The 15,065-nt window shown below is 74.2% G+C and carries 10 protein-coding genes; 6 read left to right on the forward strand and 4 right to left on the reverse strand.

The genetic code is table 11. From position 1 onward, the window contains the following. Positions 1 to 83: 83 nt before the first annotated feature. Positions 84 to 3,533, reverse strand: a complete 3,450-nt coding sequence (locus tag ABT299_RS11105) for a S8 family serine peptidase (RefSeq protein ID WP_500250555.1) — start codon at positions 3,531 to 3,533, stop codon at positions 84 to 86. A gap of 302 nt (positions 3,534 to 3,835) precedes the next feature. On the opposite strand from ABT299_RS11105, the gene dnaK reads away from it, so the two are divergent. From dnaK to ABT299_RS11135, 6 genes are all read left to right on the forward strand, one after another. Further along, complete coding sequence (gene dnaK, locus ABT299_RS11110) at positions 3,836 to 5,695, forward strand: molecular chaperone DnaK (RefSeq protein ID WP_500250556.1); 1,860 nt, start codon at positions 3,836 to 3,838, stop codon at positions 5,693 to 5,695. Further along, entirely contained in the window at positions 5,692 to 6,312 is a 621-nt protein-coding gene (grpE, locus tag ABT299_RS11115) for a nucleotide exchange factor GrpE (RefSeq protein ID WP_500250557.1), read from the forward strand. Before dnaK ends, grpE begins: the two co-directional genes overlap by 4 nt. Positions 6,313 to 6,407: 95 nt before the next feature. Further along, positions 6,408 to 7,577, forward strand: a complete 1,170-nt coding sequence (gene dnaJ, locus ABT299_RS11120) for a molecular chaperone DnaJ (protein WP_190850731.1) — start codon at positions 6,408 to 6,410, stop codon at positions 7,575 to 7,577. 4 nt (positions 7,578 to 7,581) lie between these two features. Beyond that, positions 7,582 to 8,028, forward strand: coding sequence for a heat shock protein transcriptional repressor HspR (locus ABT299_RS11125; protein ID WP_151546116.1), 447 nt, complete (start codon positions 7,582 to 7,584; stop codon positions 8,026 to 8,028). Positions 8,029 to 8,049: 21 nt separating this feature from the next. Further along, complete coding sequence (gene clpB, locus ABT299_RS11130) at positions 8,050 to 10,647, forward strand: ATP-dependent chaperone ClpB (protein WP_190850733.1); 2,598 nt, start codon at positions 8,050 to 8,052, stop codon at positions 10,645 to 10,647. Positions 10,648 to 10,720: 73 nt separating this feature from the next. Next, entirely contained in the window at positions 10,721 to 13,357 is a 2,637-nt protein-coding gene (locus tag ABT299_RS11135) for a protein kinase domain-containing protein (RefSeq protein ID WP_500250558.1), read from the forward strand. A 47-nt stretch (positions 13,358 to 13,404) separates the two neighbouring features. Here the strand turns inward: ABT299_RS11135 and ABT299_RS11140 are convergent, their stop codons facing one another. The 3 genes from ABT299_RS11140 to ABT299_RS11150 all read right to left on the reverse strand — a co-directional run bounded on the left by ABT299_RS11140 (position 13,405) and on the right by ABT299_RS11150 (position 15,065). Next, a complete protein-coding gene (locus tag ABT299_RS11140) occupies positions 13,405 to 13,776 on the reverse strand; it encodes a hypothetical protein (protein ID WP_387024519.1) in 372 nt (123 codons plus the stop codon). Between the two features lie 49 nt (positions 13,777 to 13,825). Continuing rightward, positions 13,826 to 14,209 (reverse strand): roadblock/LC7 domain-containing protein, encoded by a 384-nt coding sequence (locus ABT299_RS11145; protein ID WP_387024521.1) that lies wholly within the window; start codon positions 14,207 to 14,209, stop codon positions 13,826 to 13,828. A gap of 64 nt (positions 14,210 to 14,273) precedes the next feature. After that, positions 14,274 to 15,065, reverse strand: a complete 792-nt coding sequence (locus ABT299_RS11150) for a hypothetical protein (RefSeq protein ID WP_500250559.1) — start codon at positions 15,063 to 15,065, stop codon at positions 14,274 to 14,276.

Genomic DNA, 15,065 nt, shown 5'->3' on the forward strand with positions numbered 1-15,065 from the left:
CGGATGGCGGTCACAGACGTATCACCCGGAACCCCTCGCCGCTTTCGCGCCGCGACGACTCCCGCCGGACGCCTACCGGACGGCTACCGGACGCGGTAGGCGCGGATGATGCGCTGGTCGACGCCGCTGCCGCCCGCGTCCTGCGCGGTGACCCGCAGCGACACGGCCTGCCCCTTGGCCGGGGCCGGGAGCGGGGCGCTGAACCGGCCGCCGCCGAGCGCCTTCACCGGGACGGCCCGCCAGGTCGCGCCGTCGTCCACCGACGTCCAGAACCGCAGCCCGGTGACCTTCGCCGCCGGCGCGCCCGCGACGCGCGCGACGGTGAGGACGGCGGGCTCTCCCGACGGCTGGTTGCGCAGGTCGAGGCCGAGGTCGTAGTCGACGAGCAGCAGCGGCAGGAGCGCGCCGTCACCGCGCGGCGCGGACGAGCGGAACGTCCAGGCCGTCGAGGTGCGGACCGACACCGGCAGCAGCTTCGACGCGTCGTTGGCGTAGGTCAGCCGGTACGCCGCCGGCTTGGACGGGACGTCGAAGTCGCCGGCCGGGCCGGCCGCGCCGCCGACCTTCTTGCCGCCGGAGTACAGCGCCAGGGCGCCGGTGACGCCGCCGCCGTCCAGACCGCAGTCGAACCCGTCCAGCCTGGTCTGGAGGTCGACCAGCTCGACGTGGACGTGGTCGCCGGTCCGGACGGACGGGTTCGGGGCGCAATCGCTGAGCGAGACGCCGGACCCGGAGTACGGGCCGGGACGGACCGGCTGGCGGCCCCACGTGCGCGAGATCCGCTGCCCGGGCCGCAGTTCCCGGAACGGGAGCTGGTCGACCCATTCCCCGTTGGCGATCGCTTCGGGGAACGCCTCGTCGGCCCACAGCATCCCCTTGCCCGTCGACACGTAGTCGGCGCGGGTCGTCCCGGACGGGACGGCGCCGGACGCGTCGAGTCCGGCCAGCAGGAGGCCCTCCGGCGACGTGCCGTAGCGGTGCTCGGTGACGCCCTTGCCGGTGTCGCCGTCGAACGCGGCGAACCGCTGGTCGATCCGGGCCATCCGCGCCTTCTCCGCCGCGCCGACGGCATGCGACGGGTCGGCCGGGACGCCGTTGCCGTACGGGTGGATGAGGTCGTAGACGGCGCCGGGCGCGGTCAGCCGGTGGCTGCTGTAGGCGCGGAACGTCCCGGTCCCGGCGCCGTGCATGGCCTGGGCGTAGACGGGGGCGGCGGCGGGGTCGTCGCTGTAGACGCCGACCGTCCACATCATCCGCTTCGTGCTCTGGACGGCGGACGCGCTGGCCATGACCGCCTTGGTCCGGACGCCCTCGACGCTCGCCGTGACGGGCTTGGCGGCGGGACCGTCCAGCGTGACCGTCAGGTCGCGGTCGACGCGGACCTCCGGCGTGCCCGCGAGCGCGGACCGCCAGGCGTTCCCCTTGGTGTCGTCGACGGTGCCGAGCACGCTGTAGCGGCCTTCGGGAACGCGGACCTTCGTGCCCTCCGGCGTCGGGTCGACCGACTCGGCGTACAGCGCGGCGTCGTCGAGGTCGACCACGGCGCTGTAGGCGGAGAAGTCGGCCGGTTCCGTGCCGGGCATCGGGATCGCCTTCACCGTCAGCGTGTGGGACGGCGGCTCGACGTAGAACGTCACGGGCGTGTGGACGACCGTCTTCCCGCTCCTCGCCGTCACCTCCGCCTCGTACATGCCGGGACGCGCGCCGAGCTTGGACGCGTCGACGGTCAGCGACGCCGAAGCGGTGCCGCCCGCCGGGACGCTCACCGCTGCGGCGGACAGGTGCACCGCCCCGGACGCGTCGCGGCCCTTCCGGTCGGTCGCCTTCACGCTCAGCGACAGGCGCGCGGCGGCGCCCTGCGACGCCCAACCGAGCTTCGCCGACAGCGCCTTGTGCGCGGGGAACGTCGAAGTGCCGAGGTCCACCACGGCCTGGGCGGGCAGGACGGCCTCGGTCACGGCTGCGCCCGCGTCGAGGTGCCCGCCGCCGCGCTCGTAGACGTCGCCGCCGGTCGCCGGTCCGGCCGTCCCGACGAGCGCGGCCTTGAGCTGCGCGGGCGTCCAATGCGGATGCCGGGCGGCGAGCAGCGCCGCCGCGCCCGCCACGTGCGGGGTCGCCATCGACGTGCCCGACGCCCGCGTGTACAGCGGGCCGAGCGGGGTGCCCATCGCGGTGCCCTTCGCGCGGGCCGCCGCGATGTCCACGCCCGGCGCGACGATCTCCGGCTTGGCGGCGTGCCCGCCCGCGCGGGGGCCGCGGCTGGAGAAGTCCGCGAGCCGGTCGGCGCCGTCGACCGCGCCGACGGTCAGCGCGGCGTCCGCCGACCCCGGCGCGCCGATCGACCCGATCGCGCCGTCGTTGCCGGCGGCGGCGACGAACAGCGTGCCGTACTTCGCGCTGAGCCCGCCGAGCGCCCGCGAGACCGGGTCGGTGCCGTCGGACGCGTCGCCGCCGAGGCTCATGTTGACGACCTTCGCGCGCGGCGCCGCCCACTCCATGCCCGCGATCAGGCTGGAGTCGGTGCCGAAGCCGTCGTCGCCGAGGACCTTGCCGACCAGCAGGCGCGCGCCGGGCGCGACGCCCCTGCGGGCGCCGCCGGCGGCCGCGCCCGTGCCGGCGATCGTCGCGGCGACGTGCGTGCCGTGCCCGAACCGGTCGGCGGTGCCGGGCGCGTCGGAGAAGTTCTCCGTCCCGGCGATCCGGCCCTTGAGGTCGGGGTGCGTCGCGTCCACGCCGGTGTCGAGGACGGCGACCGTCGCGCCCGCGCCCGTGTACCCGGCCTTCCACGCCTTGGGCGCGCCGATCCGCGTCAGGTTCCCGTCGAGTTTCGGGGCGGCCGCCGGCGCGGTCGCGGGAAGCGCCGTCGCGGGAAGCGCCGTCGCGGGAAGCGCCGTCGCCTTGATCCGGCCGTCCAGCCACACGTGCCGGAGGCCGTTCGCGGCCTTCGGCGACGGCACGGACATCGCAGCCAGAGACGAGCCGAGCCGTTGCGCGTCCTTCTTCGGCTGCCGGGCGGCGACGGCCCCGATGCTCGGCAGCGCGACGCCCTGACGGAGCGTCCCGCCGCCGAGCGCCGACAGGGCGCGCCCGCCGCCGTCCCGCTGGACGATCAGGGGCAGGTCGGCGCTGCGGGCGTCGTCGTAGCCGTCCTCGATCAGCGCCGTGACGTCGAACAGGGCGGGGTCGATCACCCTGCCGACCAGGCGCGCGACGTCCAGCGGCGTCACCACCACGTGCCCGTCCGGCCGGACGGCCGTGCGGAACAGGTGGGCGCCGCGTCCGGGGGCGGGGCTCACCGCGACCATCGGCGGGCGGCCGCGCGCCGTCCGGACCCGGACGACGTCGCCGGTCAGCAGCGTCACCTTCCAGGACCGGCCCGGCGCGAGCCCGCCCGAGGGCGCCCCGTCCGAGGGCGGTGCGCCGGGGGGCGAGGCGTGGGCGGCGGGCGAGGGCAGGACCGCCGCCGTCCCCGCCGCGAGCAGCGTGCCGAGCAGGAGGCCGAGCGGGGCCCGGCTCCGGCGTCCGTACATCATCGAGACTCCTCTGCGCAGGGCCGCCCGGGGGTGGGCGGCCCTCAGTGATCACCCGGAGGGCGTGATCGTCTTCGCGGGAGTAGTCCCGATGGATCCCGTTTTCTTACACCGGGCCGGGAACTGGAATAGGTGGCTCACACGTCCTGTTCTAGAGAGCGTCAGCAAAGTTGAGTCCGCCCGACTCAAGTCATTTGACAACGAGCCGGGGGCCGGGCACTCTTGCGGACAGACAGACATCGACCGGCCGCACCCCGGGGGCGACCGGGGCGCGATAACACCGGAAACGACGGAGGACGAGAGACATGGCACGTGCGGTCGGCATCGACCTCGGGACGACCAACTCGGTCGTCGCGATCCTGGAGGGCGGCGAGCCCACCGTCATCGCCAACGCGGAGGGGTCGCGGACCACGCCGTCCGTCGTCGCCTTCGCCAAGAACGGAGAGGTCCTGGTCGGCGAGGTCGCCAAGCGCCAGGCGGTGACCAACGTCGACCGGACGATCCGGTCGGTCAAGCGCGAGATGGGCACCGACTGGAAGACCAAGATCGACGACAAGGACTTCACCCCGCAGCAGATCAGCGCGTTCGTGCTGCAGAAGCTGAAGAGGGACGCCGAGTCCTACCTGGGCGAGACGGTCACCGACGCGGTCATCACCGTCCCCGCCTACTTCTCCGACCACCAGCGCCAGGCCACCAAGGAGGCCGGCCAGATCGCGGGCCTGAACGTCCTGCGCATCATCAACGAGCCGACCTCGGCCGCGCTGGCGTACCACCTGGAGAAGGAGAACGAGGCCACCATCCTGGTGTTCGACCTCGGCGGCGGCACGTTCGACGTGTCCCTGCTGGAGGTCGGCGACGGGGTCGTCGAGGTCAAGGCCACCAGCGGTGACAACCACCTCGGCGGCGACGACTGGGACAACAAGGTCGTCGACTGGCTGGTGGAGAAGTTCAAGAACGCCAACGGCGTCGACCTGTCCAAGGACAAGATGGCGCTGCAGCGGCTCCGCGAGGCCGCGGAGAAGGCGAAGATCGAGCTGTCCGGCTCGTCCGAGACGCAGATCAACCTGCCCTACATCACCGCCTCCTCCGAGGGCCCGCTGCACCTGGACGAGAAGCTCACCCGGGCCGAGTTCCAGCGGATGACCTCCGACCTGCTCGACCGGACCAAGGCGCCGTTCAACTCGGTGCTCAAGGACGCCGGCATCACGGTGGGCGACATCGACCAGGTCGTCCTGGTCGGCGGCTCCACCCGGATGCCCGCGGTGTCCGAGCTGGTCAAGGAGCTGACCGGCGGCAAGGAGCCGAACAAGGGCGTCAACCCGGACGAGGTCGTCGCGATCGGCGCCAGCCTCCAGGCCGGCGTGCTGAAGGGCGAGGTCAAGGACGTCCTGCTGCTGGACGTGACCCCGCTGAGCCTCGGCATCGAGACCAAGGGCGGCATCTTCACCAAGATCATCGAGCGGAACACCACGATCCCGACCAAGCGGTCGGAGACGTTCACCACCGCCGACGACAACCAGCCGTCCGTGGAGATCCAGGTCTACCAGGGCGAGCGCGAGATCGCCGCGTACAACAAGAAGCTCGGCACCTTCCAGCTGACCGGCCTGCCGCCGGCGCCGCGGGGCGTCCCGCAGATCGAGGTCACCTTCGACATCGACGCCAACGGCATCGTCAACGTCAGCGCGAAGGACCAGGGCACGGGTCGCGAGCAGTCGATGGTCATCACGGGCGGCAGCGCGCTGCCCAAGGACGACATCGAGAAGATGATGCGCGACGCCGAGAACTACGCCGAGGAGGACCGCAAGCGCAAGGAGGAGGCCGAGGTCCGCAACCAGGCCGACACCCTCGCGTACTCGACGGAGAAGTTCCTGCGGGAGAACGACGAGAAGGTCCCCGCGGAGCTGAAGACCGAGGTCAACGACGCGATCGCCGAGGTGAAGAAGGCCCTGGAGGGCACCGACGTCGACGCGATCAAGGGCAGCGCCGAGAAGCTCGCGCAGGTCTCCCAGAAGATGGGCGCGGCGATGTACGCGCAGAACCCCGAGGGCGCCCAGCCGGGCGCCGAGGACGCCGGCCCGACGGCCGACGCCCAGGGCGCGCAGGACGACGAGGTCGTCGACGCCGAGATCGTGGACGACGACAAGCCGAAGGGTGAGGCCTCGTGACTTCCTCCCCCCGCGAGGGCGAGGACCAGGAGGGCCCGGTGATCCGCGACAAGCGGCGCATCGACCCGAAGACGGGGAAGCTCCGGGAGCCGGCGGAGGAGCCGGCCCCGGAGGCCCCGGCCAACGGGGGCACCGGGGAATCCGATGAGGAGGTCTCCTCGCTGAAGACGCAGCTGAACGAGCGGCTGGCCGACCTCCAGCGGCTCAAGGCCGAGTACGACAACTACCGCAAGCGGGTCGAGCGGGACCGGGTCGCGGTCCGCGAGCAGGCCCTCGGGCAGGTGCTGTCCGAGCTGCTCCCGGTGCTGGACGACATCGGCCGCGCCCGGGACCACGACGAGCTCACCGGCGGGTTCAAGTCCGTCGCGGAGAGCCTGGAGGCGGTCACCGGCAAGCTCGGGCTCGAGAAGTTCGGCGAGAAGGCCGAGCCGTTCGACCCGACCGTGCACGAGGCGCTCATGCACTCGTACTCGGCGGACGTGACCGAGACGAGCGTCGTGGACGTCCTGCAGCCCGGCTACCGGATCGGGGAGCGGGTCCTGCGGCCCGCCCGGGTCGCGGTGGCCGAGCCCGACCCGAACGCCGGCGCCGACGAGGGCGCCGACGACGGCGAGTGATTTACCCGCCGGGCCCGTCCCGTCCTGGGACGGGGCGGGCCCGGCGGCGCACGTGAAGACAAGACGCAAGTGGCGATAGCAGAGAGCGGGGCGCCGTGAGCACCAAGGACTACCTGGAGAAGGACTACTACAAAGTCCTCGGTGTCTCGAAGTCGGCCTCGCAGGAGGAGATCAAGAAGTCCTACCGGAAGCTGGCGCGCAAGTACCACCCGGACGCCAACAAGGGGGACGCCGACGCCGAGGACCGCTTCAAGGAGGTCTCCGAGGCGTACGACGTCCTGTCGGACGACAAGCGCCGCAAGGAGTACGACGCGGTGCGGTCCATGCCGGGCGGTTTCCGCGGCCAGCAGGGCGGCGGGGGCTTCCCCTTCGACCTGGGGGACCTCTTCGGGCAGACCGGGGGCACGCAGACGGGCGGCGCGGGCGAGCGCATCGGCGACCTGTTCGGCGGCCTGTTCAACCGGGGCGGCGCCGGCACCCGGACGACGGGCGCGCGGCGGGCGCGGCGCGGCGCGGACGTCGAGACGGACGTGACGCTGTCGTTCGGCCGCGCGATGAACGGCGTGACCGTCCCGATCAAGCTGACCAGCGAGGCGGCGTGCCCGTCCTGCCGGGGCACCGGCGCGAAGGCCGGCACGGTGCCGCGGGTGTGCCCGAACTGCGAGGGCACCGGGCACGAGACCCGCAACCTCGGGAACTTCGGCTTCCAGGAGCCGTGCCGGGAGTGCCACGGCCGCGGGCTGGTCGTGGACGACCCGTGCCCGACCTGCCACGGCAGCGGCCGCAAGCAGTCGGACCGCACCATCCAGGCCCGCATCCCGGCGGGCGTCGCGGACGGGCAGCGGATCCGGCTGAAGGGCAAGGGCGCGCCGGGCGAGAACGGCGGCCCGCAGGGCGACCTGTACGTGAACATCAAGGTGCTGCCGCACAAGGTGTTCGGCCGCACCGGCGACAACCTGACGATGACCGTGCCGGTGACGTTCCCGGAGGCGGCGCTCGGCGCGGAGATCCGGGTGCCGACGTTCCAGGGGCAGCCGGTGACGCTGCGGCTGCCGGAGGGCACTCCGAACGGCCGGACGTTCCGGGTCCGCGGCCGCGGCGCGACGCGGCGCGACGGCACGAAGGGCGACCTGCTCGTCACCGTGGACGTGCAGGTGCCGCAGAAGCTCGACGATCAGGCCCGCGAGGCGCTGGAGCGGCTCCGCGACGCGGGCGCGGGCGAGGACCTGCGCGGCGAGCTGCTCCAGCAGGCGAGAACGGAGTGAGGTCATGGATCCGTTCGGCGACGACACCCCGGTCTATGTGATCTCGGTGGCGGCGCAGCTGTCCGGGCTCCACCCGCAGACGCTCCGCACCTACGACCGGATGGGGCTGGTGTGCCCGGGCCGCACGGCCGGCCGGGGCCGCCGGTACTCGATGCGCGACATCGTGATGCTGCGCGAGATCCAGCGGCTCTCCCAGGAGGAGGGCGTCAACCTCTCCGGCATCAAGCACATCCTGGAGCTGCAGCGCGACAACGTGCGGCTCCGCGAGGAGCTCGCCAAGGCGCACGCCGCCCTGGAGGAGCTCGCCAACGAACTCGAATCGACCCGGTCGGTCGCGGCGCGCCTGGCGCAGCAGCGGCGGCGCGGGGACCCGGGTGGCACTCCCGGCTCCGACCTGGTGCCGATCAGGCAGACCAGTGTCGTGGTGTGGCACGAGCGCAACCGGGAGTAACTCTCTCAGGAGTACGGGGACATGGACGTCAAGCTGACGCAGAAGAGCCAGGAGGCGGTGTCGGTCGCGGCCCGCAGGGCGGCGGCCGAGGGGCACCCCGAGGTGGAGCCGCAGCACCTGCTGGTGGCGCTGATCGGGCTGCCGGAGGGCACCGCGGTGCCGCTGCTGGAGGCGGTCGGCGCGGACTGGCAGGCGGTCCGGCGGCGGGCCGAGGAGCAGCTGGCGGCGATGCCGAAGGCGCAGGGCTCGACGGTCGCGACGCCGCGGCTGTCGGGGCAGCTGAGCCGGGCGATCAACACGGCGGGCGCGCGGGCGCAGCAGCTGGAGGACGAGTACGTCTCGACCGAGCACCTGCTGGTCGGGCTCGCGGCGGACGGCGGCCCGGCGGCGGGGCTGCTGAAGGAGTTCGGGGCGACGCCGCAGGCGCTGCTGGACGCGTTCGAGAAGGTGCGCGGGCACGCCCGCGTGACCAGCGAGAACCCGGAGGGCACCTACCAGTCGCTGGAGAAGTACGGCGTCGACCTGACGGCGGCGGCGCGCGACGGCCGGCTGGACCCGGTGATCGGGCGGGACTCGGAGATCCGCCGGGTCGTGCAGGTGCTGTCGCGGCGGACGAAGAACAACCCGGTGCTGATCGGCGAGCCGGGCGTCGGCAAGACCGCCGTCGTCGAGGGCCTCGCGCAGCGGATCGTGGCGGGCGACGTGCCGGAGTCGCTGCGCGGCAAGCGGCTGGTGTCGCTGGACCTCGGCGCGATGGTCGCGGGCGCGAAGTTCCGCGGCGAGTTCGAGGAGCGGCTGAAGGCCGTCCTGAACGAGATCAAGGAGTCGGAGGGGCAGGTCGTCACGTTCATCGACGAGCTGCACACCGTGGTCGGGGCGGGCGCCGCCGAGGGCGCGATGGACGCCGGCAACATGCTGAAGCCGATGCTGGCGCGCGGCGAGCTGCGGATGATCGGCGCGACGACGCTGGACGAGTACCGGGAGCGGATCGAGAAGGACCCGGCGCTGGAGCGCCGGTTCCAGCAGGTGTTCGTGGGCGAGCCGTCCGTGGCGGACTCGATCGCGATCCTGCGCGGGCTGAAGGGCCGCTACGAGGCGCACCACAAGGTGCAGATCAACGACTCGGCGCTGGTCGCGGCGGCGACGCTGTCGGACCGCTACATCACGTCCCGGTTCCTGCCGGACAAGGCCATCGACCTGGTGGACGAGGCCGCGTCGCGGCTGCGCATGGAGATCGACTCCCGGCCCGTCGAGATCGACGAGCTGCAGCGCGCCGTGGACCGGCTGAAGATGGAGCAGATGAACCTGGAGAAGGAGACCGACGAGGCGTCCCGGCAGCGCCTGGAGCGGCTCCGCGCCGACCTGGCGGACAAGCAGGAGCATCTGAGCGGCCTGAACGCCCGCTGGGAGCGGGAGAAGGGCGAGCTGAACCGGGTCGGCGAGATCAAGGAGCGGATCGACCAGCTGCGCGGCGAGGCGGAGCGGGCCGAGCGCGACGGCGACCTGGAGACGTCCTCGCGGCTGGTGTACGGGGAGATCCCGGAGCTGGAGAAGCAGCTGGAGGCGGCGTCGGAGGCGGCGGACAGCCGCGACACGATGGTCAAGGAGGAGGTCGGCCCGGACGACGTCGCGGACGTGGTCGCGTCCTGGACGGGCATCCCGGCGGGCCGGCTGCTGGAGGGCGAGACGGGCAAGCTGCTGCGGATGGAGGAGGAGCTGGGGCACCGGCTCATCGGCCAGTCCGCCGCGGTGAAGACGGTGTCGGACGCGGTGCGCCGTGCGCGCGCGGGGATCTCCGACCCGGACCGTCCGACGGGCTCGTTCCTGTTCCTCGGCCCGACCGGCGTCGGCAAGACGGAGCTGGCGAAGGCGCTCGCGGAGTTCCTGTTCGACGACGAGCGGGCGATGACCCGCATCGACATGAGCGAGTACTCCGAGAAGCACTCCGTCGCGCGGCTCGTCGGCGCGCCTCCCGGGTACGTCGGCTACGAGGAGGGCGGCCAGCTCACCGAGGCCGTCCGGCGCCGCCCGTACTCCGTCGTCCTGCTGGACGAGGTGGAGAAGGCGCACCCGGAGGTGTTCGACATCCTGCTCCAGGTGCTGGACGACGGGCGCCTCACCGACGGGCAGGGCCGCACGGTCGACTTCCGCAACACCATCCTGATCCTGACCTCCAACATCGGGTCGCAGTTCCTGGTGGACCCGGCGATGGAGAACGGGGTGAAGCGGGAGGCGGTGTGGGCCGCGGTCCGCGACTCCTTCAAGCCGGAGTTCCTGAACCGGCTGGACGACGTGATCCTGTTCGACGCGCTGTCCACGGAGGAGCTGACCCGGATCGTGGACCTGCAGGTCGACCGGCTCGCCGACCGCCTCGCGGACCGGCAGCTCACGCTGAAGGTGACGGAGGCGGCGCGCGAGTGGCTGGCGCTGACCGGCTACGACCCGCTGTACGGGGCGCGGCCGCTGCGCCGCCTGGTGCAGACCGCGATCGGCGACCAGCTCGCCCGCGAGCTGCTCGCCGGGGAGGTCCGCGACGGCGACGAGGTGGTCGTCGACCTCGACGAGGCCGCCGACCGGCTCACGGTCCAGCCTTCCCGGGGGCTGACCCTCACCAAGTAGGGATCTTGCGACGGCTCCGCTCGGGGGCACAATGGCGGCGGAAGTCGCCGTCCCCCGAGCGGAGCCGTCGCGCGTGGAATACAGGATTTCGGAGCAGGGCCAGGAGGCGTTGAGAGCGGCGGTGCACCGGGCGACCGGTGCGGGCCACGCCGAGGTGGGGCCGCCGCACCTGCTGGCGGCGCTGCTGGACGACGCCGAGGTCGGCGCGCTGCTCGCGTTCACCGGCTTCGGCGCGGTGGCGTTGCGGGAGGAGACGGAGGGGCTGCTCGCGCGGCTCCCGGCGGGTTCCGGGGAACCCGGCATCGCGCCGCGGATGTCGAGCGCGCTGGTCAGGGCGGTCTCGGCGGCGTCCGAGGAGGCCGGGGGCGCGGAGGTGTCGGCCGTCGATCTGCTCGCCGGGCTCGCCGCCGGGGACGATCCGGCGGGGCGGCTGCTGCGCGCGAAGTACGTGACCCGGCAGCGGCTGCGCAGCGAGCAGGCGGGTCGGGAGGTCGTCCGGTCGCCGTACGCGCGGGACCTGACGCTGCGGGCCCGGGAGGGGACGCTCGAACCGGTCGTCGGCCGCGCGGCGGAGTCGCGGCGGCTGGTCGAGATCCTCTCCCGGCGGGACGGCGGGAACGCGCTGCTGGTCGGCGAGCGCGGCGCGGGCAAGAGCGCCCTGGTCGCGGGCTTCGCGCACCGCGTCGAGGCGGGCGATGTCCCGGCCGCGCTGCGCGGCGTCCGCGTGGTCGCGCTCGACCTCGCGGCGATGCCGGACGACGAACTCGACCGGATCACGGCGGCGGCCCGGCGCGGCGGCGTCGTGCTCGTGCTGGACGATCTGCACGCGGCGGCCCGTCCCGGCTCCCCGGTGCTCGCGGCGCTCGGCCGCCTCACGGACCCGGACGCGCCGCGGGTGATCGCGACGGCGACGCCCGCCGGGGAGCGGGAGCGCCTCGCGGACCTGCCGGTGCTGCGCCGGCATTTCCAGCGGCTGCCGGTGGCGGAGGCGTCCGTCGAGGACACCGCGATGGTCCTGCGCGTGCTGCGCGCGCGGTTCGAGGAGCACCATGGGATCACGATCCGGGACGCGGCGCTGGTCGCGGCGGCGCGGCTGGCGGATCGGTTCGGCGGGCGCGTGCGGCCGGGCGCCGCCGTCGAGCTGCTGGACGAGGCGGCGACGCGGCTCCAGGTCGACGCGGACGACGCGCCGGAGGAGCTGCGGGAGCTGGAGCGCAGGGTCGCCCGGCTGGAGATCGAGCGGTTCGCGCTGCTCAAGGAGGACGACGCCGCGTCCCGGGAGCGGCTCGCGGAGCTGGACCGGAGGCTGTCGGACGTGCGGATCGAGGAGCGCGTGCTGCGGGACCGGTGGTACCGGGCGCGGGACGACCGCGACCGGACCGCGGACCTGCGGCGCCAGGTCGAGGACGTCCGCGCCGAGGCGGAGCGGGCGCAGCGCGACGGCGATCTGGAGACGGCGGCGCGGCTGCTGTACGGGGAGCTGCCCGAGCTGGAGCGGCGGCTCGCCGAGGACGCCGAGCGGGACGCGGCGGCCGGGACACCGGACCGTGCCGAGCTGCGCGAGGACGACGTCGCGCGGGTGGTCGCCGATGTTCCGGCCGCTCCGGCCGACCCGATCGGCCTCGTCGACCTAGACGCCACCGACGAGCCCGGCGACCTCGTCCAGCAGGCGGTGGACGAGTCGGCCTTCCAGGAGGCGGCCGGCGAGCCGGACGTGCCCGCCGGGAAGGGCACCGACGCGGCGTGGGCGCCGCGTCCTCGGCCCGCTTCCCCGTCCCGGACCGAACCGTCCGGACCGTCCGAGCCGTCCGAGCCGTCCGAGCCGGACGCGGAGACGGCGGGGTCGCCCCTCGGCCTCGCCGACCCCCGGGCCCTCGGCCGTTACCGGCTGCTGCGGCGGCTCGGGCAGGGCGGGCAGGGCGTGGTCTACCTCGCCGAGGACGCGGACGGGCGGCGCGTCGCGGTCAAGGTGCTGCACGCCGCCGCGCTGGACCATCCCCGCGCGCGGGAGCGGTTCTTCCGGGAGATCGAGGCCGCCCGGCGGGTCGCGTCGTTCTGCACGGCGCAGGTCCTGGACGCCGACTTCGCGGGCGAGCTGCCGTACGTGGTGAGCGAGTACGTGACCGGCCCGTCGCTGCGGCGGGCCGTCGCCGAGGAGGGCACGCGCTCGGGCGGCGCCCTGGACCGGCTGGCGATCGGCACGATCACGGCGCTCGCGGCGATAGCGGAGGCGGGCATCGTGCACCGCGACTTCAAGCCGGACAACGTGCTGCTCGGCCCGGACGGTCCCCGCGTCATCGACTTCGGCATCGCCCGGATCACCGACGCCGGCTCGTCCGTCACCGGGCAGGCGATCGGCACGCCCGCCTACATGGCGCCCGAGCAGATCGAGGGCGGACGCGTCGGACCGGCCGCCGACGTGTACGCGTGGGCCTGCACGATGGTGCAGGCGGCGACGGGGCGGCCGCCGCACGGGGCGGACTCGATCCCGCAGATCATGTACCGCAAGCTGCGCGGGGAGGCCGATCTCGGCGACTTCCCGGCGCGGGCGTCCGGGACCCTGCGCGCGCTGGTCGGCGAGGGGCTGCGGACCGCGCCGGGGGAGCGGCCGGCGGCACGGGACGTGCTGCTGCGGCTGATCGGCCACGACGCCCCGGCGCCGACCCGGCTGCTCGCCGAGGGCGCCGCCCGCGCCACCGGCGCCCCCTGAACCGGCGGACGGCCCGGGGGTCCGCCCCCGGGCCGTCCGTGCGCCGCTCAGATCTCGAGGTTCTCCTCGATGTCGCGGAGGCGGTGGCGGGCGAGGGCGAGGTTGGCGCGGCCCCGGTCGAGGGCCATGTAGAGGAACAGGCCCTTGCCCTTGCGGCCGGTCACGGGCCGGATCAGGTGGTACTGGGCGGAGAGGCTGATGAGGATGTCCTCGATCTCCTCCTTGATGCCGAGCTGCTCGATGGTGCGGAGCTTGGCCCGCACGACCTCGGTGTTCCCGGCCGCGGCGACGTTGAGGTCGAGGGCCTTGGAGCTGCCGAGGTGGCCGAGGGCCATCCCGCTGTTGAAGTCGACGACGGCCGCGCCGATGGCGCCGTCGATCGTCATCATTTCCTTGAGCGACAGGTCCAGGTTGGACATGGGTCTCTCCTTTTCGGTTCGTCGTGCCCTTTCGGTTCCTCGTGCGGGGTCAGGTGCGGCCGAGGTGCGCGGCGATGGCGCGGGCGGCGGGCCGGGCCTCCAGGTGGAGGCGGCCGACGTTGACGCCCGCCTCGGCGAGGACGGTGAGGGACGCGGTGGGCCCGGCGGCGTAGGTGACGACGTAGCCGTCGACGCCGCGGATGACGACCTCGTGGAAGGCGCCGCCGTGCGCGGTCTGGGCGATGCGGTGCGCGAGGGACAGCCCGGACGCGGTCACCGCCGCCATGCCGGACGGCTCGACGGACGGCGGGAGGTCCGCGGCGACGAGCAGCCCGTCGGCGGACGCGACGAGGCTCCCGGTGAGCCGCGGGACGCGGGCCCGCAGCGTGCGGAGTTCCGCCAGCACGTCCGGTTCGGTCGTCGGCGCGGTCACGGTCCCGGCTGGTACGGCCACCTTCGTCAGCCTTTCGATCAGTTTCCCGAAGCGGTCGCGCACGTCACCCGAGCTCCACCAGGGCGGCCCGGAGCCGTGCGAGCAGGTCGTGGTCGGCCGGCGCCCACCCGGCGGGCGGCTCGGCCGGCAACGGCGGACCCGGCGGGCCCGGCGGTGCGGGCGCGCCGGCCGCCGGGCCGTGCGCCGGGCCGTGCGCCGGGCCGTGCGCCGGGCCGTGCGCCGGGCCGTGCGGGCGGGTGCGCAGCAGCGCCGCCGCGGCGAGGCCGCGCACCGCGAGCAGGCAGGCGAAGGCCGTCCGCCCGAGGTCGCGGGCCAGTTCGCCGGGGGTGCGCCGCCCGTCGGCGTTGAGCAGGATCTCCGCCTGGAGCCCGGTGAGGATGACGCGCTGGCGCCGGACGCGCCGCACGGGCTCGACGGGCGCCGCGTCGACGTCGTCGTAGGGCCAGGCGGAGTGCAGGAGGGTGCGGCGCCGGCGCCGCTCGTGGACGAGCGTCGCCGCGGTGATCCGCCGCGCGGGCCCCTGCGCCGGGGGCGGCCCGTCGGTGAACACCGGCTCGGCCCCTGAGCCGAGCAGGAAGTAGGCGGCGTCGAACAGCGCGAGCAGCGCCGGCAGTTCGGGGTCGGGGCCGCCGAGGGCCCCGGTCAGGTCGCGCGGGCCGGGGGCGTGCCGGCTCTCGGCGCGGGTGACGGCTCCGCCGTCGAGGTGGAGGGCGCCGTCGTCGCCGACGCGGAGCAGGCCGGTGGCGCGTTCGCGTTCCAGCATGCCGAGCGTCCGGGCGACGCGGTCGCCGGGCTCCGCGGGGATTCCGGGTCCTCCGGGGTCGCCGTGCGCCAT

The organism is Spirillospora sp. NPDC000708 (assembly GCF_040299565.1).
In the GTDB taxonomy this organism is placed as follows: Bacteria; Actinomycetota; Actinomycetes; order Streptosporangiales; family Streptosporangiaceae; genus Spirillospora.

Excerpts from the sequence above, each read along its gene's own strand:
- ABT299_RS11105 (WP_500250555.1), bottom strand. The coding sequence starts at position 3,533 with ATGATGTACGGACGCCGGAGCCGGGCCCCGCTCGGCCTCCTGCTCGGC.
- dnaK (WP_500250556.1), top strand. The coding sequence starts at position 3,836 with ATGGCACGTGCGGTCGGCATCGACCTCGGGACGACCAACTCGGTCGTC.
- ABT299_RS11125 (WP_151546116.1), top strand. The coding sequence starts at position 7,582 with ATGGATCCGTTCGGCGACGACACCCCGGTCTATGTGATCTCGGTGGCG.
- clpB (WP_190850733.1), top strand. The coding sequence starts at position 8,050 with ATGGACGTCAAGCTGACGCAGAAGAGCCAGGAGGCGGTGTCGGTCGCG.
- ABT299_RS11140 (WP_387024519.1), bottom strand. The coding sequence starts at position 13,776 with ATGTCCAACCTGGACCTGTCGCTCAAGGAAATGATGACGATCGACGGC.
- ABT299_RS11150 (WP_500250559.1), bottom strand. The coding sequence starts at position 15,065 with ATGGCGCACGGCGACCCCGGAGGACCCGGAATCCCCGCGGAGCCCGGC.